The organism is Arthrobacter sp. ISL-72, from assembly GCF_018613755.1.
Taxonomy (GTDB): Bacteria; Actinomycetota; Actinomycetes; order Actinomycetales; family Micrococcaceae; genus Arthrobacter.
In genome coordinates this window covers 277,780-302,144 of the sequence record NZ_JAGGPP010000001.1, presented here as the reverse complement: position 1 = coordinate 302,144, position 24,365 = coordinate 277,780, and the positions used below count along the sequence as shown (strand labels likewise).

Sequence of the window (24,365 nt, the reverse complement as noted above, 5' to 3'; positions counted from 1 at the left end):
TTCGCCACGGACCACCACGTCCGTGGCGAACGCTTCGGTCTGGCGGGCCCGTCACAGCGCTGCTCCGGGCTTCGGCTAGATCTGCTTGAGTGCCTGCTCCAGGTCGCGGATGAGGTCGTCAACATCCTCAAGCCCCACGGACAGCCTGACTACGCCGTCGCTGAGCCCGATGGCCGCGCGGCCTTCCGGGCCCATGGCGCGGTGCGTTGTGGTGGCCGGGTGGGTGATGAGTGTTTTGGCATCACCGAGGTTGTTGGAAATGTCGATGATCCGCAGCGCGTCCAGCAGCGCAAACGCAGCCGCTTTCGCCGTTCGGCCCGCGGGCTCGGCCAGTTCCAGCGTGAGCACGGTGCCGCCGGCCTTCATCTGCTTCGCCGCAAGCTCGTACTGCGGGTGGGACTTCAGCAGCGGGTACTTGACCCAGCTGACGGCCGGCTGGTCCTCGAGCCACTCGGCCAGGCGAAGGGCGGAGGCCGACGAATGGTTGACGCGAAGGGCGATGGTTTCGAGGCCCTTCGTCAGCACCCAGGCGTTGAAGGCCGAAAGGGCCGGCCCGGTATGCCGCATGAGCTGCTTGACCGGGCCGTCAATGAACTCTTTGGTGCCCAGAATGGCCCCGCCCAGGACCCTGCCCTGGCCGTCGATGTGCTTGGTGCCCGAGTACACAATCACGTCCGCACCCAGTTCGCCGCAGCGCTGGAGCAGCGGAGTGGCGAAGACGTTGTCCACCACCACCGTGGCGCCTGCTGCGTGTGCAAGCTCGCTGACCGCGGCGATGTCCACGATTTCCTGCATGGGGTTGGACGGCGACTCGAAAAACACGGCCGTCGTCGGCTCGGCCAGTGCGGTGCGCCACTGATCCAGGTCCGGTCCGTCCACGAACACTGTTTCCACGCCCCAGCGCGGCAGGATTTCATTCAGGATCACAAAGCAAGAGCCGAACAGCGACCGGGCAGCCACCACCCGGTCCCCGGCAGCCAGCAGGGCACCCAGGGCGGTGAACACCGCGGACATGCCGGACGCCGTCGCAAAGCATGCCTCGGTGCCCTCAAGCAGCCGGAGGCGTTCCTGGAACGTGGCAACCGACGGATTCCCGTAGCGGGAGTACACAAAACGTTCGTCCTCGCCGGTGAAGGCACGCTCGGCGGCTGCCGCGGATTCGTACACGAAGCCGGAGTTGAGGAAGATCGGCTCGGCGGTCTCCTGGAAGTTGGTGCGGTCAAGGCCGCCGCGGACAGCCTGGGTGTCGGGGCTCCAGCCGGCGGCGTCGGGATTGAAGGTCACTTAGTTCTTTCCGAGATTGGTGGGCAGGCCGCGGTTCTTCCAGCCGTTGACGGTGCGCTCGCCCCAGCGGTCCGGTTCGCCCTCGAAGCCTTCAAGGACGTTGTAGGCGGTGAAACCGGCCTGCGTGGCGGCAACTGCGGCAGCCACGGAGCGGACGCCCGAACGGCAGATGAACACAAGCTCGACGCCGGTGTCCTCCGGAGCCTGCTGCTTCAGCTGTTCGACGAAATCCGGGTTGGGAATGCCGCCCGGGAAGGTCCACTGAATGAAAAGGGGATCGTTTTCCGTGGCCTTGGTGTCCGGGATGCCGATGTGCGCCCACTCGCCCTCGGTGCGGACATCCACCAGGACCGCACCCTGTTCCAGCTTGGCCCAGGCATCCTCGGGGCTCAGGTCTCCGGCGTAGCTCACGCGTGCCCCTCGAATGCCTCGGGGAAGTCGCCGTCGAAGTCCAGTTCGTCCACAGCGGTTGCCACGGCAGCGTCGGCGGTGGCGATTGCCGAGGGCAGGATCACGGCCTGCGCCACGATCACGCTGGTGCCGTTGAACGTGGCCGCCGGGTTTCCGTGCAGGACGTAGCCTTCGGTCAGTGCCGCGGAGATGCGCTCGCAGAACGCGCGGTCATCGGGGCCGGTGATGAGCCGGTAGGCCAGCTTTTCCTGGGGCTGTTCCTGGTCGGCGGCGGCCGTTTGGGCGGCCGTAACCAGTTGGGCGGGGGCGTCAGACACGACGGGTCTCCTTCTCTCACGCTTGCAGCTCGAATGGGTCGATATGCCGAGTATTCACCTGAGGCACCCCGCCGCGAAAGGGAGGGTTGCCGACCGGCCAGTCAGGGCTTGCCACCGGTTCTCATTACTCCCGAAAAACGTAACACTTACGACGGCGGCCCGCACCGCCGTCGTCGTCATCTTCCGTAACGGGAGCACCCGCAGTCCTGCGCCGGCGGCGGCCCTTGCCAGCCGCCGTCGTGCCGTTACAAAAGCTAGTGCCGGGAGGATAATGACGGGAGATGAACCGCCGTAACGCCGGATGAAATCAGGCAGCCGTGAACAGACCCAACGGGAATACAGTCAGTCCCATGCTGCACTTCGGTTGGTTTGTGGGTCACGGATTCGGTGTCCAAGGCTGGGGTACGCCCGGGTACGGCATCGGGTACGACTGGAAGAAGCCGGCAACGTACCAGCACGCAGTCCGGGAATTCGAGCGGGCCGGGCTGGACCTGTTCATCATCGAGGACTCCCTCACCGTGCCGGACACGTACGGCGGGAGCGCCGAGGTGTCGCTGGCGCAGGCGTCGTTCGCGCCCAAGCACGATCCGCTGGCCCTGGTGCCGTATTTGCTCTCCGCCACGGAACACCTGGGCATCGTTCCCACGGTCAGCGCCTCTTTCTATCCGCCGTTCACCGCGGCCCGGCTGCTGGCAACCCTGCAGCATTTCTCCAGCGGCCAGCTGGGCTGGAACGTGGTGACGTCCGGCAGCGACCTCGCAGCGCAGAACTACGGGCTGGACCAGCAGATCGAGCATGACCTCCGCTACGAGAAAGCGGAGGAATTCGTGGACGTGGTGCGCAAGCTCTGGCGCAGCTGGGAGCCGGACGCCATCGTGGAGGACGTCGAGGCCGGCATCTTCGCGGACCACACGAAAGTCCGCCCGATCAACCACGACGGCCAATTCTTCAAGGTCCGCGGCCCCCTGAACACCGCGCCGCTGCCGGAGGAACCGGTGCTGGTCCAGGCCGGGGCGTCGCCGCGAGGCAAGGCGTTCGCGGGCGGCAACGCCGACGTCGCCATTGCCCTGGCGAGGGGTGCGGACGGCATGAAGGCCTACCGCGATTCGATCCGGGCGGAGGCGGCCGCAGCCGGCCGGAACCCCGACGACGTGAAGGTGCTGTTCGTCCTCAAGCCCACCGTCGCGGGCTCCCGTGCCGAGGCGGAGGAGCTCCGGGCCGCGCGGCGGGAGCTGACACAGCGGGACATCGACAGCCAGCTGAACTCCATCTCGTACCTCTCCGTGATCGACTTCAAGCAGTTCGACCTCGACGCCCCGCTGCCCGAGCTGACCACCAACAGCAACCAGGGCACCCTGGACCACTTCGCCAAAGCCGGCCCGCCCGGTTCCACCCTGCGCCAGCTCCTGCAGGCCCGCAGCGGCGGCGCCGGGGACAGTATCGTCGGCACGGCCGATGAGATTGCCGACTATCTGGAGGAAACCGGCGCGCAGGTGGGCGGTGACGGTTTCCTGTTCTCCGGTTTCGTGGACCCGGCAACCGTCCACGGGGTCCTCGACGGCCTGGCGCCGGTGCTGCGCCGCCGCGGGCTCCTCCGTTCAAGCTACGGCGACGGCGGTTTCCGCCGGAACCTGCTGGACTTTTAGTGCCATGACGTCCACGGGCAACGGCGCCAGCAGCTTCCTGATCGGCACGGCGCACCTGCGCGCGAGGGACATCGCCGAAGCCGCCGCCGATCCGGCCGTGAAGTTCGTCCTGAGCACGGACGCCCTGGAGCTGATCGGTCTCTCCAGGGAGGTGGTGCAGCGGGCCGTCGACTCTGGCCACCGCGTCTACGGGCTCAACACGTTGCTGGGGTCGGGCCGGGACACCACCGTGGAGGAGAAGTCGATCCTCGCCTACCAGGTGCAGGTGGTGCGCTACCACGACAGCGGGGTCGGGGAACTCCTGGCCCCGGATGAGGTCCGGGCCGTGATCCTGGCACGGCTGGTCGGCTTCAGCCGCGGTGGCTCCGGTGTCCGCCCGGAAACAGCCCGCTTCTACGCCGAGATGCTCAACCGCGAAGTGGTTCCGGCCATCCCGCGTGAAGGGTCCGTGGGCTCCGCCGACCTGACGCACCTGGCTGCTGTGGCCGCCGTCGCCATCGGGGAAGGCCAGGCGGTGGCCGCGGACGGGCAGCTGATTCCGGGCGGGAAGGCGCTCGCTGACGCCGGCTTGGCGCCGCTGGAACTGGCGCCCGGCGAGGCGCTGGCCCTGGTCAGCTCCAACTCCTACTCCATCGGCGTCGGCGTGCTGGTGCTGTACCGGATCCGGCGCCTGGCCGATCTCGCGGACACCGCGCTCGCGCTCTCGCTTGAGGCGACGGCAAGGCACGACGGCGGCGGGAACCTCAGCCCCTTTTCGCCGGCGGTGCAGGCGGCGAAGGCGGTGGCCGGGCAGGCGGTCACGGCGGGCCACGTGCGGCGGCTCCTGGCCGGCGGCTGGCTGGAGGATTCGGCCCGTGAAGTATCCGTGCAGGACGCGCTCTCCTTCCGCGCGGCGCCCCAGACCCACGGGGCGTTCCGGTGGCAGGTGTCAGCCTTGGAGGATGCCTTGGAGGTTGAGCTCAACGGCCGGGGCGACAACCCCCTGACCGACCTGGACTCCGGCCTGATGGTGTCCGGCGGGAACTTCCAGCCCATGCAGCTGGCGCTCGCGTTCGAGGCACTGCGCCTGGGGCTGGCCCATCTGGGGATCAGCAGCGAACGCCGGATCGCCAAGCTCTACCCGCCGCAGCGACGCATCCGGCAGCAGCACCTCGACGCTGCGAGGAACGGGACTGCCCTGGAATCGGAAGAGTTGCCGGGCCTGCTCTGGTATTCCGCGGCCGGCCTGCTGTCCGAGCTCAAGGTCCTCGCGGCGCCGGCCACGCTGGGGGCACCCACGCTGTCCGCGGATGTGGAAGACCATTCAACGCTGGCACCGCTGGCCCTCCAGCAGTTGGAACGTTCCGTGGAGGCCGCCGGGAAGCTGCTCACCATCGAGGCGCTGACAGCCGCGTACCTTTTGGGCGCGGCGGAAGCGCCTGTGGCGCGGCCGCTGGGGAAGGGGACGGCCGCCGTCGTCGACCGTCTTTCCACTGTGCTGGCCGCGCGTTTGCCGGCGGCAGCGCTGGTGAACCAGGCGCGTAGGGAACTGAACGGCGTCGTGGTCAGCGTCCTGAGCGGTGGCTTCGACGGCGGGACGGAAAGGAAACCATGAGCATCATGACAGGCAGGCACGCGATCCAGGGCGCTGACGTTGCGGCGGACGCCGCTGCCGTGCTGGCGCGGGTGGGAAACACTCCCCTGGTGCCGCTGGACATCCTGAGCAAGGGCCTGGGCAGCACCGTCTACGTCAAGCTCGAATCGAACAATCCCGGCGGTTCCATCAAGGACAGGACAGCGCTCAGCATGGTCCGCGCGGCAGAGGACAGCGGTGAGCTGCGCCCGGGGGCAACCATTGTGGAGAGCACCTCGGGGAACACCGGGATCGGGCTGGCGCTCATCGGGGCGCTGACCGGGCATCCGGTGGTGGTGGTCACCGGGGACACGATCTCTTCGGAGAAACTCGCGGCGCTGCACCGTTACGGCGCCAAGGTGGTGGTGACGGACTGGACCGCGCCGGCGGAGTCGCCCGAGAACGCTCGGGCGGTCGCGGCCCGGATCACCGCCGAGATTCCCGGCGCCTGGCGCCCGCTTCAGTTCGACAATCCGGCGAACCCGCTGGCCCACTACGCCGGAACGGCGCCGGAGATCTGGGGCCAGACGTCCGGGAAAGTGACCCATTTCGTGGCCGGGATCGGCACCGGCGGGACCATCAGCGGCAACGGCCGGTACCTGAAGGAAAAATCCGCCGGCCACGTTGAGGTGATCGCAGCGGACCCCGTCGGTTCGGTATACAGCGGCGGGCATCCCGGCGAAATCCTGGTGGATGGCGTCGGGAACTCCTGGCCGGAACCCGAGTGGCCCAAAATCTTCGACCGGAGCATCGTGGACCGCTTCCTGCGCATTCCCAACAACGAGGTGTACACCACCGAGCACCTGCTGTTGAACGAGGAAGGACTGTCCCTCGGTCCTTCGTCAGGACTCACCGTCGCCGCCGCCCTCAGGGTTGCGCGCGCCGCTCCGCATGGATCGGTGGTGGTGGCAATAGCCCCCGACGCCGGCAGCAACTACCTGAGCAAGGCGTTCAATCCGGTGTGGCTGGCAGAGAACAACATCCACCTGGCCGCAGAATTCGTGGAGGAATAGCTCGTCTGCTTAGCATCACGACTCGGAAACAGGTAGAGACAGACAGCCCGGTCTCGTTGTACTCTTTTGAAACGTTCGTGGTTCCCGCATCCTCGAATAAGCATGCGGTGTAGTTATGGGCGGGTCCCGGGCTCAGCCGGGACCAACACTTATAAAGGAATAGCCAATGTCAATGGATGAGACTTCTTTTCCAGCATTGACCGATGGAGAATCGACTGCGGGCCGGGGACCCCGATCGATCCCGCCTTCGGACGTGAGTGTTCCGACGATCCGCGGACAAGCGAGGGACATCATCGAGTCTGTGCTGGATGATGCCACGCCGCAGAGCGAGTGGGCCCGTGAGCAGTTGCGCAGCCGGATGGAATCGCATCCGGGGAATCCCGAGCGCGCCCTGCTGGAACACCTGATTGCCACCAGGACCATCACCGACGAGCAGACGGACGAGCCCGGACCGCACCTCGTCCCGGAACCCACCCTGCCCAGCCCGGATCTGCCCCTGCCTGATGAGGATTTCGGAGCCACGGTGTTGTTCACGCGCCGCAGCCGGCGCCGGATCGAGTCGATCCTCGGCGACAGGATGCTCCTTACTGCCTTCCAGCCCATCCACGAGCTTTCCAGCCGGAACGTGATCGGGGTTGAGGCACTGACACGGTTCGTGAGCGACGATGGCGCAAGCGCTGATCACTGGTTCAACGAGGCCGCGGCCGTGGGCCTCGGTCCGGACCTTGAATTCGCTGCCCTGCAGGCTGCCCTTATCGCCGCTGAACAGTTGCCGGAGCATGTCTACGTGGCGCTGAACCTGTCGCCGGCCACCTGCCTGGATCCCCGGCTGCGTGCTTTCGTGGAGCGTTCCCAGTTGCCGGTGGACCGGATCGTGATCGAGCTGACGGAACGGCTGGCCGAGGATGAATACGAGCCCGTGGTGGCAGCACTGGCACCGCTTCGGCAGCGCGGTCTCCGGATTGCTGTCGACGGCGCCGGCGCGGGCTTCGGCTCGATGAGCCAGGTCACACTGCTCAGCCCGGACATCATCAAACTCGACCGGAACATGATCGCGGGGATCGACCGCGCCGCGGGCCAGAAAACCCTGGGCGCAGCGATGGTGGCGTTCGCCCGGCAGGTCGGCGCGCAGCTGGTCGCTGAAGGAATCGAAACCCAGGAAGAGCTCGATGCAGTCATGGAACTGGGGATGACCTCCGGGCAGGGGTACCTCCTGGGACGACCCTCGGTCCAGCCGCTGGAATGGGCCGCCTGGCAAACCTCCGCCGAACACGAAGCATCCGTCACCGGCTCCTCCGGCCCGGCCACCTAAACGCTCTTTCACTTCCTGCCGCCCAACCCGCTGGGGGAAACGGCAGGAACTGAGAGAGCGTCGGAATTGTGGAACTCCATCACTTCGCCGCGGCGCACAGCGATGCAACTATTGACGCTGCAGGCCAGGGTGAGAGTGCGTCTGGAATTATCCGGCAGAACGTGAGAGAGCATCGGTAAATAGCCGGCGGGAAGTGAGAGAGCGTCGGGGTAGGGACGGGGCTATTCGATGGTGGCGAACAGCTCGCTGAGCTCGTCGGTCAGCTGCTTCCGCAGCGCGGGCGTACCGATCTCCTTGCCGTCGATGTGGTTCACCGGAGCCAGCAGCCGGATGCTGGAAATCAACCACACGGCATCGGCGTCGAAGAGATCCTGCGGTTCCAGCGGCCCGTAACCGAGCTCCCAGCCGGCCGCCTTTGCGGCGGTGAAGAGCGCGCCCTGGGAGGTGCCCGGAAGGATTCCGCTGTCCAGTTGCGGCGTGATGAGGCGGCGCACCGTGCGGGTACCGCCGGCGCCGTCGTCGAGCGTCTCAAGGTGCGCGAGCAGGACCGTTGACGTGGGGCCCTCGAGGACGCGGCCGTCGGACGAAGTGAAGATCACGTCGTCCGCCCCCTGGTGGTGGGCGTACCGCAGGGCTGCCATGTTCACCGCATAGGAGAGGGTCTTGGCGCCAAGCAGCAGCCACGGTGCACGTTCCCCCACCTCACTGTCGTAGCCGCGGTCCAGGAGAATGACGTCGATTCCGGCCTCGCGCTGCCGCCGGCTGGAGGCGGGAACCGGTGAGGCCTGCACCCAGCACGTGGGGGCCGCGCCGCCCTCGGCACCCCGGGTGCAGATCAGCTTTACGACCACTTCGTCCTCGTCCGGCGTGCCGGCGGGGTGCTGGGAACGGTATTCGCCGACCGCCGTCGCGATGGCCCGGCGCCACGCGTCCTCCCCCGGAATCAGCAGTTCCAGAGCGGTTGCGGAACCCTGCAGCCGCCGCAGGTGTGCGTCAAGTTTCCGAGGGGTTCCGCCCACGGACAGCATGGATTCAAACACGCCGTCGCCGCGGGTGGCACCCTGGTCCGTCGCCATCAGCTGCGGCTGGGAAGCGTCGGCGATCCGGCCGTCGTCGAACCGGGGGTCAAGGAATACCAGCACTGTGGCCTGGACAGCAGGAGTCATGCCTCAAGCTTAGCCTCGGCCGCCTGCGGGATAGGCTGTGCTGGATGCCCTTCCGGAACCGGTCCGGCGGGCGAGGAACCGTGGGGGTTTGTCTGTGCTGTGGCCGTTTCCGCTTGTGGGTACCGCGCCCAACTGGCTGGTGCTGGCGCTGAGCGTTGTTGACCTGGTCATCCGAGTGCTGGCGGTGGGCATCATTCCGGGCAACCGCCGTCCCACCACGGCCATGGCCTGGCTGCTGGGAATCTTCTTCGTTCCTGCCCTCGGCCTGGTCCTGTTCCTGCTTTTCGGCAACTTCAAGCTCTCCCGGCGGCGCCGGGCACAGCAGGAGGCCGTGAACACGCGGGTCCGCGCGGGCACGTCCCAGCTGGCAGCCCTCGAAAGCCGCTACGGCGGTCCGGAATGGGTGGCCTCCGCCGCGGAACTGAACAAAACGCTGGGCTCGCTGCCCATGGTGGACGGCAACAGCGTGGAACTCCTGCCCGGGTACCCCGACTCCATCAAGGCCATGGCGGCGGCGGTGCGCGAGGCGAAGGACTTCGTCAACGCCGAGTTCTACATCATGAGCACCGACCACATCACCGACGACCTGTTCTCGGCACTGGAAGAGGCTGCCGAGCGCGGCGTCCAGGTCCGTGTGCTGTTCGACCACCTCGGCACCCTGCGGATCAAGGGCTACCGGAAGCTGATCCGGCGCCTCAAGGCGAGCAAGATCCAGTGGCGTCCGATGCTGCCGCTGCGTCCGGTGCACGGCCAGTGGCGCCGACCCGACCTGCGGAACCACCGCAAGATCATGGTCATCGACGGCGAAATCGCCTTCACCGGCTCACAGAACCTGATCGAGCCCTCCTACAACAACCCCCGGCACCGCAAGGTGGGGCGCGAGTGGGTGGAGCTGATGGCCTGCATGCGCGGGCCGATCGTCAACACACTCAACGTGGTCTTCGCCACCGACTGGCTCAGCGAGACCGACGAGTCGCTGGAGGACCAGCTGGCGCACCGCCCCGAGATTGCCCCGGGGAAGGTCACCGCGCAGGCAGTCCCCAGCGGCCCCGGGTTCATCACCGAGAACAACCTGCGCCTCTTCAACACCCTCATCTACTCCGCCCAGCACAAGATCTCCATCTGCAGCCCGTACTTCGTCCCCGACGATTCGCTGCTCTATGCGGTGACGACGGCGGCGCAACGCGGCGTCGACGTCGAACTCTTCGTTTCGGAAAAGGGGGACCAGTTCCTGGTCCACCACGCGCAGCAGTCCTACTACGAGGCACTGCTGGAAGCGGGCGTGCGGATTTACCTGTACAGGGCGCCGTTCGTGCTGCACGCGAAGCATTTCACCATTGACGACGAAGTGGCCGTCCTGGGGTCGAGCAACATGGACATGAGGTCCTTCTCGCTCAACCTCGAAGTTTCGGTGATGCTCCTTGGCGCCGACATCGTGGCCAAGATGCGCGCCGTGGAGGACACCTATCGGGATATCTCCCGGGAGCTCACGCTCGGGGACTGGATGCAGCGGCCCATGGCGGTCAAGTACGTGGACAACGTCGCCCGGCTCACGGCCACGCTGCAGTAGCCGCGGCGTCAGCCTTCAGGGAATTCCGCGCCCAGTGCGGAGAGCACCCCGAACGCCTTCGTCCGGATTTCGTCGTACTCCTCCTGGGGTGAGGAATCCGCAGTAATGGCACCGCCGATGCCGAGGCTCAGTTCGGTGCCGCCGGCACCGTCGTCGCGGATAACCAACGTCCGGATGGCCACCGCCGTGTCCATCGCACCGCTCAGCGAGAAGTAGCCGATCGCGCCCGAATAGACACCGCGGGGCTCGCCTTCAAGGCGGTCCAGGATGGCCATCGTGCTGATTTTCGGGGCACCCGTCATGGACCCGGCGGGGAAGCATGCTGCAACAGCCTCGGCGCGGGGAAGCCCGGGTTTGAGCTTCGCGTCGATGGTGCTGACCATCTGGTGGACCGTGGCATAGCTTTCGATCGCGCAGAGCCTGCTGACAGTGACGGATCCCGCGACGGCGAAGTGGCTGAGGTCGTTGCGCAGCAGATCCACGATCATGATGTTCTCGGCCCGGTCCTTCGGGGAGGACTCCAGCTCACGCCGCAGATCTTCGTCCCGGTCCGGTTCCGCGGCCCGGGGGCGTGTGCCCTTGATGGGTTCGGCGCGCATGCCGCCGTCGGCCGCTATCCGCAGGAAACGCTCGGGTGAGGTGCTGGCCACGTTGAGCCCGTCGAAGCGGAGGTAGCTGGCGAACGGGGCCGGGTTCTTCCGGCGCAGGGCCAGATACACCTGCCAGGGGTCCAACGCGTCCGGGCCGCACCCCAAGGCGGCGGTCACCGCGGTGGTCAGGCAGACTTCGTACGTGTTTCCCTCGGCGATTTCGCGTTGGGCCTCGGCGATCTTCGCCTTGTAGGCAAGTTCGCTGTCACGGGCAGCGAAGAACGGCGCGGTTGGGCTTCCGGTGCCGACGGCGGTGCTCTCGACCGCGGTGCCCCCGGTGCTAACTGGTCGGGCGGTGGCGGATCCCGCCGGGGACGCTGCCGCCGTGACCGCTGCGCGGGCCAGTGCCAGCCATTCCTCGGCGTCTGGCCCCTCCAGTGCAAGGAGCCAGACGGTGTGTTCAACGTGGTCCAGGACCACCGCGCGGCCGGCGAAGATCATGGCGGCATCAGGAGCGCCAGAGGTGACATCGCTGCCGCCGGTTTCTCGTTTGAGTTCATAGCCGAGGTACCCCAGCCAGCCGAGCGTGAACTCGCAGGCGTAACCCTCGGGCGCCCGCAGGGCGCGGCGGCCCCAGACTCCGTCCAGCCAACGGAAGAAGGGCCCGGCGGTTTCCACCGTGGCGGTGCCGGTGGTCAGCAAGGTCACGCCGGAACGGTGCCGGACAACCTGACCGAAGCTGCCGCCGTCGTCCGCCAGGATGCTGAAGCGGCTGCGCTCGGCGGCACTGCCTTCCGGCGGGAGGGAGGAGTCCAGCCAGACAGCGTTCCGCGAGCGGCCGTAGAGATCATCGAACAGCCGGGCGGGGTCGGGGACACAGTCCAGCCGCTCCGCACGGAGCCGGAGGCCCCAGCGCGCCGAGAGCTCGGGCAGCAGCGCAGGCGCGAGGGCGGGAAGATATTGCAGTGCCAGGAGGACGTCGGCGGGGGCGGTACCGTCCGCCCTGTTAAGGACGCGGACATCGGCGTGGTCCGGCACGGGGTCCGCGGCGAGCCAATCCTCTTCCTGCGCTGCCCACTGGTCCCAGAACGGTTCATAGGTGCCGCCGTCGCGCGTCAGGGCGCGGGTGCGGCGGTCGTCGTCGGAAGACTCCGCCCAGATGACGGCATCCAGCAGCGGGCGGGCGGCCGTGGCAGCCGCGCCGACTCCCTCCACGATCACGATCTCCGCCGGCAGGGTGGTGCGCGCCTGGCCGTCGTAATGCTTAGCCCAGTCCCAGCTGATCCATTCAGCGGCCTCGCCACGGCGCAGCGGGGCCAGCACCGTGCTGACGAACCGCTCGATGCCCGCCGCCAGCCCGTTCCAGCCGGGATAGATGTCCTCCAGATGGAACAGCGACACCTTGTGGTGCTCCCGAAGCCGTGCAGCAAGCTCGATAGCGAGGGTGGTTTTTCCTGCGCCGGACCGGCCGTCGATGGCGATGATCACGGGTGCAAGGGTCATGAAATAGAGCGTACCTGCTGCCCGGACCCGCTCCGTTGCCGCATTTCCTGGCGGACGTACTCCACTATCCCCGGGACGGCGGCTTTGATGAGGTCCCAGGTGACTTCGAAGTCGGCATGCCCGCCGTACCAGGGGTCCTCGATGCCCTGGTCCAGGAGGTCCCGGCCCGCCACCGCCGGATCGAAGCTGCGCAGTATCCGGATCCGGGCGAGTGCCTCGCCGTCAGGGGCGGAAGCCCGCAGCCAGCCGTAGTGGTCCACGTCCAAAGCGAGGATCAGGTTGCGGTCACGGAACCACTCCGGGCGCCATTCCCGCGCGACGTGCAGGTTCGAAGTGAGCTGGTGGGCGGCCAGCTTGCGGGCGGCACGGGGATCGATGGGGCGGCCCGCCTCATAGGCTGTGGTTCCCGCTGAATCCACGGCGACGGCGCCGGCGAGTCCCGCTGCTGCGAAGGCCTCGGCCAGCATCAGCTCGGCCATCGGGGACCGGCAGATATTTCCGGTGCAGACCGCGATGATCCGGTATGGGCTCGACACTGAGGACATGGAGCAAGCATGGGGGATGGCGGGCCGTCTTGGCTAGTCACCGCTGGATGCCATTACGCTTCGGTCAACAATGTTTCGGATTGCGTCATAAGTTGGCCTATTCGGGAACAGATTGAGGCGCCTCTCGGTTATCTGTACTGAGGAAGAATATGAGCATCACATGTACTGCACTGGTCATTCCGGCCCGGTTGGGCGAGGCCCTGCGAATCATGGCGCTGGATGAAACTCCGGAAACCCTCCGGCGCTTGGTCGGGGGACACTTGGAGTCCGTCAGCCGCGGAGACTGGCACGTCTACCTCAACGCCGACGGCCACTCCATGAACCTGCCGCCGAACATCCGCGCGGCGCAACTCATCCATGAAGCAGGCCTGGACCTCTCCGACGCAGCCCGGGGCACGGCCGTGTTCCTGGGCCGCACCGGACACGGCGGCGAGGCGGACGTCCCGGAGCACCTGCTGAGGCGGGCCACCGAAATGTTCGGCTCCCCGCTGGCGGCCTAGCTGCCCTCAACTTTTACCGCAATGCCTGTTACGGCGGGCCGTGCCCCGCCGTACCAAGGCCGTTCGACTATTACGGCGGCGGGCATCTCGGGATTCACAGGATCGCAGCAGGTAAGGCTAACCTAAATCGTCCTCATGTTTTTATCCGGCGATCTGCCGGCAGCTCAGGCGGTTTTTGTGCTTTCAGTCAACAGGTCCCGGACCATCATGTGCGTCGTCGCTCTCCTTACGCTCAGCGGGTGCGGCTTCAGCGGAGGCCAGGGGGAATCCGGCTCTGCCGCCCCGGCTGCCGACACCAGCCAGCGGATCGTAGTTGATAACTTCCGGGCTCCGGTCGCCGACTGGGCCCTGGAATCGGATGCCGCCTACATCCTGTCCCTGTCCGGATGTCTGGAGACGCTGACGAGTTATGACCATGCAAAGGGCGAAGTGGTGCCCATGCTGGCCGCCAAGTGGACGCAGTCCAGCTCCCTCCAATGGGACTTCACCATCCGCGAAGGTGTGACCTTCCAGGACGGCACCCCGCTCACGGCCGAGTCGGTCGCAGCCGCACTGAACCACGTTCTGGATGCCACCGTTCGTGCCCGCGCATTCAACCGCACCATGATCAGCGGCGTCACCGCCCTGGACGCAAACACGGTCCGTGTCAGCACACCCACCGAGAGCCCCCTGGTCCCTTACCGACTGGCCAGCGTCAACGCCGGAATCCTGGCCCCCGCCGCCTACAAGGGTGCGACCTTAAACCCCTTCGGCCACTGCACCGGACCCTTCGTTCCTGTCTCGGAGGTCTCCCAGCAGTCCCTGACCCTGAAGCGAAACGAGGACTATTGGGGAGGCGACGTGCAGCTGGCCGGCGCCGAGGTCCGGTTCATCACCAATGGGGCCACCCGGGCCGCCCAGGTCCAGACCGGCGAAGCGGACATCTCGTTGTCCATCCCGGTGGCCAGTTTGTCCGCCCTGGACTCCGCTGCCGACGTCAAGGTGCTCAAAAAAGACTCGGCGCGGACGGCAACCCTTTACATGAACAACGGCAAGGCGCCGTTGAACGACGTTGACGTGCGCACCGCCATCCGGAAAGCGCTCGACTTGGATGCGCTGGCAGCCAGCGTCTATGAGGGGGCGGCAGCCCCGGCCACCGGCGTGTTTGCGCCCTCGGAACCCTGGGCCGGGGAGTCGAAGGACGCCCCGAAGCAGGACCTGGACGCCGCCCGGAAGCTGCTGAAGGACTCCGGCTACACCGCGGACCGGCCGCTGGAGATCATCGCCATCGTGGAGCGCGCGGAGTTCGCCGACGTTGCGGCTGTCCTGCAGGAAAACCTGAAGGCCGTGGGAATTCCCGTCACCATCCAGGCCAAGGAGTACGCCGCTGCAGAACCTGACGTCCTGGCCGGCAACTACGACATGCTGCTCAGCCAGCGGAACCGTCTGATCGACATTGCGGATCCCCTCGGCTTCCTCACCGCCGATTACACCTGCTCGGGATCCTACAACCTGAGCCACTTCTGCGACGCGGAGTACGACCGCCTGGTCACCGAAGCCGGCCGGACGGCCGACGCCGACGAACGATACCGGCGCTATGCCGAGGCCGGGAACATCCTCACCGACAAGGCAGCGAGCATCTGGCTGGTGAACGAGCAGGCAACCGATGCCGTCCGCACAAACGTGCTGGGCTACGTGCAGGACCCGCTGTCCCGCTATGTGCTGACGGCCCAGACGGCGAAATCCGGCTCCTAGCGAGCCACCGGCCACATGCTTCCGTTCATAGCCAAAAGAACAACCACACTGGTGACGGCGGTCGTCGTGTCCTCTTTTGCGGTCTTCCTGATCCCCTACTTCACTCCCGGGGACCCGGTCCGCAAGATCATCCGGTCACGAGTGAACGGGGATGTTGTGGATGACGCTTCGGTGCAGTCCCTGAGCCTCAGCCTGGGACTGCAGGATCCCCTGATGCTGCAGTATTTCCGCTGGCTTGGCCGCATGGCCAGCGGCGACATGGGCCTCTCCCACGTCAGCCGGACAGCGGTGGCGGAGCAGGTCCTGCCGGCGCTCGCCGTCACCCTCAGCCTGGTGGTGTTCTCACTCGGACTTGCCGTCCTGGTGTCCCTGCCGCTGGGAATCGCGGCGGGACTGCGGCCGGGCAGGGCCACGGATAAGGTGATCACGACTGTCACCCAGTCCTTCATCGCCATGCCTGAGTACTGGGTGGCGCCGCTGCTGGTGCTCGTTTTTGCGCTGAAACTGTCCGTCCTGCCGTCCGCGGGCTGGGCGGGCCCGGCGTCGATGGTTCTTCCGGCCGTAACCCTGGCACTGCGGCCCATCAGCTACTTCACATCCGCCGTCCGCTCCGGAATCCTCGAAGCCTCGGCAGCGGAACACGTCCCGGCTGCCAGGGCCAGGGGATTGAGCCAGGCCCAGGCGGTCCTGAGGCACGTGGTCCCCAACGGGCTGGTCCCGCTGTCCACCCTCTTCGCGGTCTGGTTTGCCGGCCTGCTCGGCGGCTCGGTCATTGTGGAAGTCATCTTCGCAGTGCCGGGCATGGGACGGCTGCTGTTCAACGCCGTCATCAACAGCGACGTCCCGCTGGCCCAGGGTGGAGTGGTAGTGGTGGTGGCTCTTGCCGTCACCGTGACCACCCTCGCCGACTTTGTCCACCGCCTGCTCAGCCCGACCGTGGAAGGCAGCTATGCGTAGCCTCGCCGGAGCGAGCCGGGTCGCCGCCGTGGTGCTCGCCGTCCTGATCCTGGCCGTGGCCGTTGCCCCCTGGATCTACCCCTATCCTCCCGCTGAACAAAACCTTGCCGCCCGGCTGGCGTCGGCATCCCCCGAGCACTGGCTGGGGACCGATCACCTGGGCCGGGACACCCTGAGCCGCCTCCTGGAAGGCGGCAGGTTCTCCATGGCAGTCGCCGCGCTGGGAACCGTGCTCACGTGCCTGACGGGAGTGGCCGTCGGAGTGCTGAGCGCGCGCCGCCGCGGCTGGCTGGATGAATTCCTGACCCGGACCAACGACGTCTTGCTCGCAGTTCCCGAGATGGTGGTGGCGCTGTTCATCGTGGCCGCGCTGGGCACTGGTTTCGGACCCCTCCTGCTGGCCTTGACCGTAACGGGCTGGACGCCGTTCGCCCGGCTGGCGCGGACGCTCGCCTACGACGTCTCCAGCCGCGGATTCGTTGAGGCCGCCCGCGTCGTGGGCTGCCCGCCGTCGTTCATCATCTTCCGGCACGTCATCCCGCACCTTGCCGGGCCCATCGTCGGCCAGGCCACGCTCCGCTTCGGCCAGCTGCTGATCAGCGTGGGCGCCCTTTCGTACCTGGGACTCGGGGTGCAGCCGCCGCAGTCGGACTGGGGCTCGATGATGGCCGCGGCGCAGCCCTTTACGGAGCGGGCGCCGCTGGGGATCCTCGCGCCGGGCCTCGCCATTTTTGTGGTCGCCCTGTGCGTGACCCTGCTGGGACAGCGCGCCGCGCACAGGGCAGCCGGTCCACTGCTTGTGCCCGTAGCGGAGTCAAAATGAACAATATTCTCGAGATCCGGGACCTGGAGGTCCGGAACCTGCGGCAGCATGACGCGCCCGACGGCGGCAAGGACGGCCGTACTGCCGGTCCGGACGGCGTTGGCGCCGGCGCAGCGCCCCTCGTCCGGGACCTGTCGCTGGCCGTCGGTGCGGGGGAATTCGTGGCACTCGTGGGCGGTTCCGGGTCCGGAAAGACCCTGACCTCGCTTTCGTGCCTCCGGCTGCTGCCGCCTCAGCTGGGCATCACGCGAGGGTCCATCAGGGCGGGTTCCCTCGACGTCACTGCTGCCACCGAAAAGGACCTCACCGCGCTCCGGGGCGGCCAGGTGGGCATGCTGTTCCAGCAGCCGAAACGCATGTTCAATCCGAGCCGGACCATCGGCCAGCATCTGGCGGAGCCGCTGCGGATCCACGGCGGCCTGCGCGGGGCGAAGGCCAGGGCCGCCGCGCTGGAGATGCTGCACGACGTCGGATTCGCCGACCCGCACCGCGGCGTCCGGTCGTACCCCCACCAGCTTTCCGGCGGGATGGCCCAGCGGGCCATGACTGCCCTTGCCCTCGCCGGGCGTCCGCAGCTGCTGCTGGCAGATGAGCCGACGTCGGCCCTGGACAAGATGTTGGAACAGCAGGTTCTCCGGCTCCTGGACCGGGAACGCCAGGAACGGGGACTGGGGGTTCTGTACATCACCCACAACATCGCGTCCGTCGCCGCCTTCGCGCACCGGATCCTTGTGATGGATTCAGGCAGCATTGTGGAGGCCGGGCCAGCAGGCCGGATCCTGGCCAGGCCGCAGCGTGACTACACGCGCGAGCTGCTCGCGGCATCGCAGCTGGCCCCTGGATCCCGCCGCAGGCCGCCGCCCGCGGAGCGGGAAGTCCTCACCCTCACGGGTGTCCACAAGAAGTTCGGGGCGCACCGGCGCAGATCCCACCTGGCCCTCGAAAACGTCAACCTGGAGCTGAAACGCGGGGAGATCCTCGGTGTCCTTGGCCAATCCGGGTCCGGGAAAAGCACCCTGGCCCGCGCCGTCGTGGGACTGGAAAAGGTCAGCAGCGGAACCATCGGGCGCCACCTGGACGAGCGCGGCGGCAAACTGGACAGGGCGACGACGGCCGTCCAGCTGGTGTTCCAGGAACCGCACAGTTCGTTCGACCCGCGAATGACGCTGCGGTCCAGCATGGAGGCGCCCCTCCTGCGCCGCGCGGGCCTCACCGCCGAAGCGCGGGCCCGGCGCATCGCGGACGCCATGGCTGAAGTGGAACTCGATGAGTCGATGCTGGACAAGCGTCCCGGGCAGTGCTCCGGCGGGCAGCTTCAGCGCGCCACTATCGCCAGGGCGCTTCTTTTGGATCCGCAGGTGCTGATCTGCGACGAAGCCACCTCCGCATTGGATGCCCTGACGCAGCGCACCGTCCTCAACCTGCTGCTGCGCCTGCAGCGGGAGCACCGGTTGTCACTCATCGTCATTTCCCACGACATGGACGTGGTGCGGTACATGTGCGACCGGGTGGCGGTGCTGCTGGACGGGCGCGTGATTGAGGTTGCGGAGACGCAGGCATTTTTCACCCGGCCCGCCCATCAGCACAGCCGGGCCCTCGTGGAGGCCGCCATCCCGTGCCGGGGGGATCACCTCCAGTCACTGCTGCACCAGGAGCCGCGTCAGGAACGGAGCGCGGGGCAGCGCCCGGAGCGCCCGGCTGCCGGCGAAGAGCCGGCCGGGGTGTCAGCAGCTCACTGACCCTCCCCGTTCCCGCTGCCGTGACGCGCTCAGGCTGCCTTGACCAGCGGCAGTTCGTCCCAGTTGGTGGTGTACCTGGGTGAGAGCATGGTGCGCTGCATGGACCAGTCAGGTCCGCCGCGGATGCCCGCATGTCCGAGTCCCACGGAGCCCCGCCCAAACCTGCGGCTGATGTCCTCCAGCAACGTTCCGATGCCGCGTTCCTCATGCGGGTTCGCGAACGCCGGCAGCGGCGACTGCTGCCCGGTGGGGCGCAGATCCGTGACCATGATTCCCGCGCGAACATATTTGATGCCTTCCTGAATCTTGGGGAGCAGGGCGTGCGAGGCCCGCGTCAGAAGGACGGGATCGGCGGTGGGCATGGGGAGCGTGATGCAGACCGTAGGGTACGAGGTGTCGGCGGGGTTGTAGTGCGAGGTCCCCGCAAAGGCGGTGAGGAGCTTGGCCTGCAGTCCGTGTTTCGCCAGGCGGGCGCTCGCCTGCTGGGCGTACACGCTCATGACCTGGCGCAGGTCCGCGGCGGTGGTGATGGGCGTGGAGAACGAGCGGCTGAAGATCAGCTGCTCGCGTCCGATGCGTTCCTCCTCCAGCGGGATGCAGGCAGTTCCCCGCAGTTCCAGGACCGTGCGCATCAGCACCACTGAGAAGCGGTCGCGGATCCGCACCGGATCGGCGCGGGCAAGGTCCAGGATGGAGTAGATGCCCTGGCTGTTCAGTCGTTTGGTAAGCCGCGCGGCGACGCCCCAGAGCTCGATGACGGACAGCCGCGCCATGAGCGCTTCGCGGGCCGGGGCAGGCATGGCATCCCAGTGGCATACCCCGTTGAGGCCGGGATTGTTCTTTGCCCATTTGTTGGCCAGCTTGGCAAGGGTCTTGGTGCCGGCAATCCCGACGCAGACCGGCACCCCGACATTGCGCCGGACAGCTGCCTTGATGCTGTGGCCGAGCCTCCTGAGTTCATCCTGGGTGCCTTTGACTCCCAGGAAGGCTTCGTCGATGCTGTACACCTCCAACCAGGCCGAGTACCGGCCCAGGAGCTGCATCACGCGGGCGCTGATGTCCCCGTACAGCTCGTAATTGCTGGACCGGACTTCCAGGCCCCATTCCTTCGCGCGGGGTGCAATCTTGAACCACGGTTCGCCGACGGGGATGCCGAGGGCCTTTGCCTCGGGGGACCGGGTGACGGCGCAGCCGTCGTTGTTGGAGAGGACCACCAGGGGCCGGCCTTCCAGGGAGGGGTCAAAGGCGCGTTCCGCCGAGGCGTAGAAGCAGTTGACGTCCACCAGGGCGATCTGGTGCGGGCTAAGGAGCGCCGCAGTGTCAGACGCCGCAGTGTCAGACATGGTGGAGGCACCGCGTGGCCACACCCCAGATGACCAGGTCCGACAACGCCGGAACCCGGATGTCCGGGTACCTGGGGTTGTCCGCCTGAAGCACCACTCCGGATGCCGTTATCCGCAGCCGTTTGATCGTCAGTTCGCCGTCCAGGACGGCGATGACGACTGATCCGTCCTTCGGGTCCAGGGCGCGGTTGACGATCAGCTCGTCCCCGTCGCTGATCCCCGCCCCCTCCATCGAGTCCCCGGACACCCGCACGACATACGTGCTGGTGATGTCCTTGATGAGGTGTTCATTGAGGTCGATCCTGCCGTCGAAGTAGTCCTGTGCCGGCGACGGGTAGCCCGCTGCTACCGGAACCGGGGAGATCAGCACCGACAACAGGGAAGTTCCCGCATCTATCACGCGGGGACCGATATCTATGCCCACAACACACCTTTATTCGAATATATGTTCGATATCTTTAGTGTAGACCCTGGGCCCGACAATGTTTACTCCCCGGCAGAGATCCAAGAGTGCTTCACTGGAAGGTACGTCGGCGGTCACTCCGCCTTTCGCTGCCACTGGAGGTGCCTGAATTCGCAAGATCGTGCTGATGTCGATGGTGTCTTTGGACGGGTTCTTCGAAGGGCTCGACCGGGACATCAGCTGGCATCTGGTGGACGACGAGCTCCACCGCCACTTCAACGAGCAGTTCCGGGCGACGGGCGCCTTCATGTTCGGGCGTGTCACCTTTGAGCTGATGGCCAGTGTCTGGCCGACGGCGGAACAGGATCCGGACCTCTCGGCGCCCCTGGTGGAGTTCGCCGGGATCTGGCGCGACATGCCCAAATTCGTGTTTTCGCGAACCCTTACCCAGGCGGGCTGGAACACGACGGCGATCCACCGTCGTGCCTGAACAAATCGCTGAACTGAAGGCCCAGCCGGGCGGCGACATAATCGTTAGCGGGCCCAATTTGGCCTCGACCTTCATGCGGCACCGCCTGATCGACGAACTCCGCATTTACGTGAATCCCGTGGTTCTGGGGCAAGGCCGGCCGCTGTTCGAGGCACCCGATGTGCGGATGAACCTTCGGCTCGAGGAGACGAGGTCGTTTGGCAACGGAGTCGTTCTGCTCCGTTACTCGAGCGACAGCGCCTAAAGTCCAAGGCGCTGCGATTCGCTATTTCGGTCCCGTCATCCGACGGTGATCCGAATCCCGGCGGTCGAGTGCCAACGGCTCCGCGCTCGACCCTGGGCGGGAGAGGAAGATTTGCGCCTCCGTCATGCCTACGCAAGCGGCCGTAACGGTATACGCCCCGGCGGTCTTCACCGTTGCGGACTGACTAAAGCCCACCCCGGGTCCGTCGGCAGGGCCGGAAGCGGCAAGGAGCACGGACCCCCGCGCAACCGCGAGGCGCTTTTCCAGTTCGGCATAGTTGCCCTCTTCGACATCCAGTATCTCCGGACCCTTCGTCGGGACGGAAGGAGCAGGCCGCCTGCTGCGCTCAGGGTTTGCCGCGGGCAGAGCATCGCCCGCATCCTCGTAGGCGCAGCCTGCAATGCCGCCAGCCAGCAACACGCCCAACACCAGTGCCGCGCAACAGCAAACCCGTCTCGTTCCCCCACGACCTGACATGGGCCGAGTCTACGGTCCGTTCGCCGAAAGGCAAGGAGGCGGCGTCTGATGTAGGCCGCCCAAAACGCAGGGCTCAAGTTATTTTCGTCACGCTTTCTGCGTCCTGCCGGGTTCCGGGTTTCCCTGCCCTCATACTGAGATTGACGCGGTGATATCCAGCGGCAAACCAGTCAGGAGGAAGAGCATTGAATACTGTGATGACCGTAGTGACAAACGAGTATTTCCCTGCCGCCGCGGTGCTCTTTGGCGTGGTGCTTTTTTGGACGGTTGCATTCTTCGGCGGCCTGTCACTACTCAGCACCAGCCAGCCCCCTATAGCGACCCTCACCTGGATGCTTTTCGTCTACGCCGCGGCTGTTCTGTCGCCGCTCGCGGGACTGCTTGCCATGGTGGACCTCCTCCGTCGCTGGCTCCGGAACCGCCGCTCTGCCCGTGCAGCGGGCCGCGTGGCCGGGACCGAATCCGCCTAGGCAGACCGGACAAAAACGGGTAGCGTCCACTCGCCCGCAGCGAGGCGGAATCTCCTAAAATTGTTATGGGGCCGGCGGCGAAAAGCCCGCTGAGACCCGGGCTGTCCCCAGTCGCCGTCGGCCCTTTCGACCGGAAGCTTTTTGTGCAGGGCGGGACACCCGGCCGCGATCCCGGACGCCACGGTGCATGTTATGGCCGGAAGGCCGTGTGCTGCGGAGCCCGCCTGCGGTAGTCTGGCTTCGGGTTATGAAGGCAGCCTCCCGATTCTTCGCTGAGGACGCCCGTGGACCCGAAACTATATGCCATCGCTGCACCTGCTGCCGGTTCCGGTGTTCCTGCCGTCTCCGCTGTTCGTCCCCGTACTCTGAGGCTGCCCGCGAGGTGCATGTGACCGCGCGCAGGGGCCGCCGCGCCGGCCTTGCCGAACTGCGCGTCTTCAAGTCCTACGCATCACTGTCCTCAGTCCCCACGGATTAGCTCGAAGTCCTCGCCGGCTTCGTGAGGAACAGCGCCACCAACCCGGGCCCGAACCATGCAGGGCTGGTGGGGCCGGTGGTCATGGCCGAGTTGGCGCGGCGCAGTGGGGCCGAGTGTCACGGCGGCCCGCCCCCGGGCGATCCCGACCGCTAACAGCAGTCATTCACCCGGTTCTGTACCCCAGAGGGCCTTCTGAAGCAGGGCCTTGAGCTGTGCCGATTCGTCGGCGGCCAGGCCGCGGAGCGCTTCCGCCTCTGCCCGTTGAGCCGCCTCCGTGGCCTCCTGCAGCAGCTTTTCCCCTCTGGGGGTGGCGGTGACAGTCTTCGCCCGGCGGTCCTGTTTCCCCGGCGCCCTCACCACAAGCCCCCGTTTCTCCAGCTCATCCACCAGGGCCACGATCTGGCTCGGGTCCAGGCTGAGGAAGTCCGCCATTTCGCGCTGCGTCGGCTCCAGCCCGGTGTTTGCGAGGATCAGGATCGAGTACGAGCGCTCCTTGAGGTCGAATGCCGCCAGCGCGCGGTTGTTCAGCACCGAACCCGCCGCGTGCAATTTGGCGAGCAGGAACCCGAGGTCCTGGCTGATGGACGCGGCGCCCAGCCGGTGGGCCGGTTCCGTGCGCTGACCGCCCTGTGTTTCCGTCGTCATGCCCAGCTCCAATAATCCGCAAAATAAATCGTTGACTTTTTCAACTATCCATATTTTCATGGATACAGAACAGCATCCCACGCCGACGGCTTGGATGCACAAGGTCAGCTAGCAAAGGAGCAGCCATGAGCCTGTCAGGAAAAGTAGCAATCGTCACCGGAAGCGGCAGGGGACTGGGCTTGGCCTATGCCCGGGAGCTCGCCCGCCAGGGCGCCGCGATCGTCATCAACGACGTGGATGCCGGCGTGGCTGCGGAGGCGGTCCGGACCATCGAGGCCGACGGCGGAAAGGCCGCCGCCGTTGTTGCTCCCGTCGGCAGCACCGAAGTCGCCAAGAAGCTCGTCGAGGCAGCAATCAAGGAATTCGGAGGCCTGGACATCCTGGTCACCAACGCCGGCATCCTGCGAGACAAGAACCTGCTGAAAATGACCGACGACGATTTCGACGCAGTCATCAACGTCCACCTCCGCGGCACCTTCACCTGCGTCCGCGAGGCCTTCGCATACTTCAAGGAAAACAACATCGCGGGCCGGATCATCACGATCGGTTCGCCCACCGGCCAGCGCGGCAACTTCGGCCAGACCAACTACGCCGCCGCCAAGGCAGGCATCGTGGGCATGGTGCGCACCTGGGCGCTGGAAATGAAGAAGGCAGGCGTTACCGTCAACGCCGTCATCCCCGTGGCCGCCACCGCGATGACCAAAACCGTCCCATACTTCCAGAAGGCCGTTGAGGCGGACGAACGCGGCGAAGCGATGCCGGCCTTCTTCCGCCATGAACTCGGTTTCGGAACGGCCGACGACGTCTCCGGACTGGTCGCGTTCCTCGCCTCCGACGCTGCTTCCGGCATCACCGGCCAGGCCATCGGCGCCGGCGGCGACCGCCTGCAGCTCTGGACACATCCGGAGGCCGCAGCCACCGAATACCGCGACGGCGGCTGGCGTTATCAGGACCTGGTGGACAACTTCGGTCCGCTGTTTGGTGACAAGCTGCAGACCGTCGGCGAGGAGTTCCTGCCGCTGCCCGACGAGCTGCAGCCTGAAGCGCGTCCTGCCCAGCAGAACCAGCCAGTGGCTGCGAAGGTCGGCTAGCC

Annotated in this window: 23 protein-coding genes and 1 riboswitch; of the genes, 14 read left to right on the top strand and 9 right to left on the bottom strand. The window is 66.6% G+C overall.

Annotated elements, in window-relative coordinates:
* Positions 1-75: 75 nt before the first annotated feature.
* The 3 genes from J7I92_RS01445 to J7I92_RS01435 are packed head-to-tail and all read right to left on the bottom strand — an operon-like array spanning position 76 to position 2,012.
* Positions 76-1,284, bottom strand: a complete 1,209-nt coding sequence (locus tag J7I92_RS01445) for an O-succinylhomoserine sulfhydrylase (RefSeq protein WP_214836312.1) — start codon at positions 1,282-1,284, stop codon at positions 76-78.
* The gene (locus J7I92_RS01440) at positions 1,285-1,695 is read right to left on the bottom strand and encodes a rhodanese-like domain-containing protein (RefSeq protein WP_214836310.1); all 411 of its coding nucleotides are present in this window, start codon (positions 1,693-1,695) and stop codon (positions 1,285-1,287) included.
* Complete coding sequence (locus tag J7I92_RS01435) at positions 1,692-2,012, bottom strand: DUF1737 domain-containing protein (protein ID WP_396020334.1); 321 nt, start codon at positions 2,010-2,012, stop codon at positions 1,692-1,694. The genes J7I92_RS01440 and J7I92_RS01435 overlap by 4 nt, the downstream gene beginning before the upstream one ends.
* Before the next feature lie 13 nt (positions 2,013-2,025).
* Positions 2,026-2,141: riboswitch (SAM riboswitch) on the bottom strand.
* Between the two features lie 221 nt (positions 2,142-2,362).
* Here J7I92_RS01435 and J7I92_RS01430 point away from each other — a divergent pair.
* From J7I92_RS01430 to J7I92_RS01415, 4 genes are all read left to right on the top strand, one after another.
* Positions 2,363-3,658, top strand: coding sequence for an NtaA/DmoA family FMN-dependent monooxygenase (locus tag J7I92_RS01430; RefSeq protein ID WP_214836308.1), 1,296 nt, complete (start codon positions 2,363-2,365; stop codon positions 3,656-3,658).
* 4 nt (positions 3,659-3,662) lie between these two features.
* Positions 3,663-5,252 (top strand): aromatic amino acid ammonia-lyase, encoded by a 1,590-nt coding sequence (locus J7I92_RS01425; RefSeq protein WP_214836306.1) that lies wholly within the window; start codon positions 3,663-3,665, stop codon positions 5,250-5,252.
* A 5-nt stretch (positions 5,253-5,257) separates the two neighbouring features.
* The gene (locus tag J7I92_RS01420) at positions 5,258-6,283 is read left to right on the top strand and encodes a PLP-dependent cysteine synthase family protein (RefSeq protein ID WP_396020337.1); all 1,026 of its coding nucleotides are present in this window, start codon (positions 5,258-5,260) and stop codon (positions 6,281-6,283) included.
* 253 nt (positions 6,284-6,536) lie between these two features.
* Positions 6,537-7,595: an EAL domain-containing protein gene (locus J7I92_RS01415; RefSeq protein WP_311380013.1), complete on the top strand. Its 1,059-nt coding sequence runs from the start codon at positions 6,537-6,539 to the stop codon at positions 7,593-7,595.
* A 221-nt stretch (positions 7,596-7,816) separates the two neighbouring features.
* Here the strand turns inward: J7I92_RS01415 and J7I92_RS01410 are convergent, their stop codons facing one another.
* On the bottom strand, positions 7,817-8,761 hold the full coding sequence (locus tag J7I92_RS01410; protein ID WP_214836299.1) for an aminodeoxychorismate lyase: 945 nt from the start codon (positions 8,759-8,761) through the stop codon (positions 7,817-7,819).
* Between the two features lie 94 nt (positions 8,762-8,855).
* Between J7I92_RS01410 and cls the strand changes: the two genes are divergently transcribed.
* Entirely contained in the window at positions 8,856-10,331 is a 1,476-nt protein-coding gene (gene cls / locus J7I92_RS01405) for a cardiolipin synthase (RefSeq protein WP_214836487.1), read from the top strand.
* 8 nt (positions 10,332-10,339) lie between these two features.
* Here cls and pabB read toward each other — a convergent pair whose 3' ends face one another.
* Both pabB and J7I92_RS01395 read right to left on the bottom strand, forming a co-directional pair.
* Positions 10,340-12,424, bottom strand: a complete 2,085-nt coding sequence (gene pabB / locus J7I92_RS01400) for an aminodeoxychorismate synthase component I (protein WP_214836296.1) — start codon at positions 12,422-12,424, stop codon at positions 10,340-10,342.
* Positions 12,421-12,969, bottom strand: a complete 549-nt coding sequence (locus J7I92_RS01395) for a low molecular weight protein-tyrosine-phosphatase (RefSeq protein WP_214836293.1) — start codon at positions 12,967-12,969, stop codon at positions 12,421-12,423. Before J7I92_RS01395 ends, pabB begins: the two co-directional genes overlap by 4 nt.
* 149 nt (positions 12,970-13,118) lie before the next feature.
* Here J7I92_RS01395 and J7I92_RS01390 point away from each other — a divergent pair, with 149 nt between their 5' ends.
* From J7I92_RS01390 to J7I92_RS24160, 5 genes are all read left to right on the top strand, one after another.
* Positions 13,119-13,469 carry a DUF3846 domain-containing protein gene (locus J7I92_RS01390; protein WP_214836290.1) on the top strand — a complete coding sequence of 117 codons (351 nt, stop codon included), beginning with the start codon at positions 13,119-13,121 and terminating at the stop codon, positions 13,467-13,469.
* Positions 13,470-13,676: 207 nt separating this feature from the next.
* A complete protein-coding gene (locus J7I92_RS01385) occupies positions 13,677-15,203 on the top strand; it encodes an ABC transporter substrate-binding protein (RefSeq protein ID WP_251039338.1) in 1,527 nt (508 codons plus the stop codon).
* Positions 15,204-15,218: 15 nt separating this feature from the next.
* Positions 15,219-16,160 carry an ABC transporter permease gene (locus tag J7I92_RS01380; RefSeq protein ID WP_214836284.1) on the top strand — a complete coding sequence of 314 codons (942 nt, stop codon included), beginning with the start codon at positions 15,219-15,221 and terminating at the stop codon, positions 16,158-16,160.
* Entirely contained in the window at positions 16,153-16,983 is an 831-nt protein-coding gene (locus tag J7I92_RS01375; RefSeq protein WP_214836281.1) for an ABC transporter permease, read from the top strand. The genes J7I92_RS01380 and J7I92_RS01375 overlap by 8 nt, the downstream gene beginning before the upstream one ends.
* Positions 16,980-18,722: an ABC transporter ATP-binding protein gene (locus tag J7I92_RS24160; RefSeq protein ID WP_214836278.1), complete on the top strand. Its 1,743-nt coding sequence runs from the start codon at positions 16,980-16,982 to the stop codon at positions 18,720-18,722. The genes J7I92_RS01375 and J7I92_RS24160 overlap by 4 nt, the downstream gene beginning before the upstream one ends.
* A gap of 29 nt (positions 18,723-18,751) precedes the next feature.
* Here the strand turns inward: J7I92_RS24160 and J7I92_RS01365 are convergent, their stop codons facing one another.
* Together J7I92_RS01365 and J7I92_RS01360 are read right to left on the bottom strand one after the other, a co-directional pair.
* A complete protein-coding gene (locus J7I92_RS01365; protein WP_214836275.1) occupies positions 18,752-20,065 on the bottom strand; it encodes a Y-family DNA polymerase in 1,314 nt (437 codons plus the stop codon).
* Complete coding sequence (locus J7I92_RS01360) at positions 20,058-20,489, bottom strand: LexA family transcriptional regulator (protein WP_214836273.1); 432 nt, start codon at positions 20,487-20,489, stop codon at positions 20,058-20,060. The genes J7I92_RS01365 and J7I92_RS01360 overlap by 8 nt, the downstream gene beginning before the upstream one ends.
* 166 nt (positions 20,490-20,655) lie before the next feature.
* On the opposite strand from J7I92_RS01360, the gene J7I92_RS23630 reads away from it, so the two are divergent.
* The 3 genes from J7I92_RS23630 to J7I92_RS01350 all read left to right on the top strand — a co-directional run bounded on the left by J7I92_RS23630 (position 20,656) and on the right by J7I92_RS01350 (position 22,149).
* Positions 20,656-20,958 (top strand): dihydrofolate reductase family protein, encoded by a 303-nt coding sequence (locus J7I92_RS23630; protein ID WP_251039298.1) that lies wholly within the window; start codon positions 20,656-20,658, stop codon positions 20,956-20,958.
* Positions 20,951-21,202: a dihydrofolate reductase family protein gene (locus J7I92_RS23625; RefSeq protein WP_311380011.1), complete on the top strand. Its 252-nt coding sequence runs from the start codon at positions 20,951-20,953 to the stop codon at positions 21,200-21,202. Before J7I92_RS23630 ends, J7I92_RS23625 begins: the two co-directional genes overlap by 8 nt.
* Before the next feature lie 674 nt (positions 21,203-21,876).
* Positions 21,877-22,149: a hypothetical protein gene (locus tag J7I92_RS01350; protein WP_251039297.1), complete on the top strand. Its 273-nt coding sequence runs from the start codon at positions 21,877-21,879 to the stop codon at positions 22,147-22,149.
* Positions 22,150-22,786: 637 nt separating this feature from the next.
* Here J7I92_RS01350 and J7I92_RS01345 read toward each other — a convergent pair.
* Positions 22,787-23,272, bottom strand: coding sequence for a MarR family winged helix-turn-helix transcriptional regulator (locus J7I92_RS01345; protein ID WP_214836267.1), 486 nt, complete (start codon positions 23,270-23,272; stop codon positions 22,787-22,789).
* A gap of 125 nt (positions 23,273-23,397) precedes the next feature.
* Here J7I92_RS01345 and J7I92_RS01340 point away from each other — a divergent pair, with 125 nt between their 5' ends.
* Positions 23,398-24,363 carry an SDR family NAD(P)-dependent oxidoreductase gene (locus tag J7I92_RS01340; protein ID WP_214836265.1) on the top strand — a complete coding sequence of 322 codons (966 nt, stop codon included), beginning with the start codon at positions 23,398-23,400 and terminating at the stop codon, positions 24,361-24,363.
* The last annotated feature ends 2 nt before the right edge of the window (positions 24,364-24,365 follow it).

What these genes read in the sequence shown, in the direction of transcription:
- J7I92_RS01430 (WP_214836308.1), top strand. Translation starts at nt 2,363, where the DNA reads ATGCTGCACTTCGGTTGGTTTGTGGGTCACGGATTCGGTGTCCAAGGC.
- J7I92_RS01425 (WP_214836306.1), top strand. Translation starts at nt 3,663, where the DNA reads ATGACGTCCACGGGCAACGGCGCCAGCAGCTTCCTGATCGGCACGGCG.
- J7I92_RS01385 (WP_251039338.1), top strand. Translation starts at nt 13,677, where the DNA reads ATGTGCGTCGTCGCTCTCCTTACGCTCAGCGGGTGCGGCTTCAGCGGA.
- J7I92_RS01345 (WP_214836267.1), bottom strand. Translation starts at nt 23,272, where the DNA reads ATGACGACGGAAACACAGGGCGGTCAGCGCACGGAACCGGCCCACCGG.
- pabB (WP_214836296.1), bottom strand. Translation starts at nt 12,424, where the DNA reads ATGACCCTTGCACCCGTGATCATCGCCATCGACGGCCGGTCCGGCGCA.
- J7I92_RS01340 (WP_214836265.1), top strand. Translation starts at nt 23,398, where the DNA reads ATGAGCCTGTCAGGAAAAGTAGCAATCGTCACCGGAAGCGGCAGGGGA.
- J7I92_RS01395 (WP_214836293.1), bottom strand. Translation starts at nt 12,969, where the DNA reads ATGTCCTCAGTGTCGAGCCCATACCGGATCATCGCGGTCTGCACCGGA.
- J7I92_RS24160 (WP_214836278.1), top strand. Translation starts at nt 16,980, where the DNA reads ATGAACAATATTCTCGAGATCCGGGACCTGGAGGTCCGGAACCTGCGG.
- J7I92_RS01380 (WP_214836284.1), top strand. Translation starts at nt 15,219, where the DNA reads ATGCTTCCGTTCATAGCCAAAAGAACAACCACACTGGTGACGGCGGTC.
- J7I92_RS01410 (WP_214836299.1), bottom strand. Translation starts at nt 8,761, where the DNA reads ATGACTCCTGCTGTCCAGGCCACAGTGCTGGTATTCCTTGACCCCCGG.
- J7I92_RS23630 (WP_251039298.1), top strand. Translation starts at nt 20,656, where the DNA reads ATGTCGATGGTGTCTTTGGACGGGTTCTTCGAAGGGCTCGACCGGGAC.
- J7I92_RS01365 (WP_214836275.1), bottom strand. Translation starts at nt 20,065, where the DNA reads ATGTCTGACACTGCGGCGTCTGACACTGCGGCGCTCCTTAGCCCGCAC.
- J7I92_RS01350 (WP_251039297.1), top strand. Translation starts at nt 21,877, where the DNA reads ATGACCGTAGTGACAAACGAGTATTTCCCTGCCGCCGCGGTGCTCTTT.
- J7I92_RS01420 (WP_396020337.1), top strand. Translation starts at nt 5,258, where the DNA reads ATGACAGGCAGGCACGCGATCCAGGGCGCTGACGTTGCGGCGGACGCC.
- J7I92_RS01390 (WP_214836290.1), top strand. Translation starts at nt 13,119, where the DNA reads ATGAGCATCACATGTACTGCACTGGTCATTCCGGCCCGGTTGGGCGAG.
- J7I92_RS01375 (WP_214836281.1), top strand. Translation starts at nt 16,153, where the DNA reads ATGCGTAGCCTCGCCGGAGCGAGCCGGGTCGCCGCCGTGGTGCTCGCC.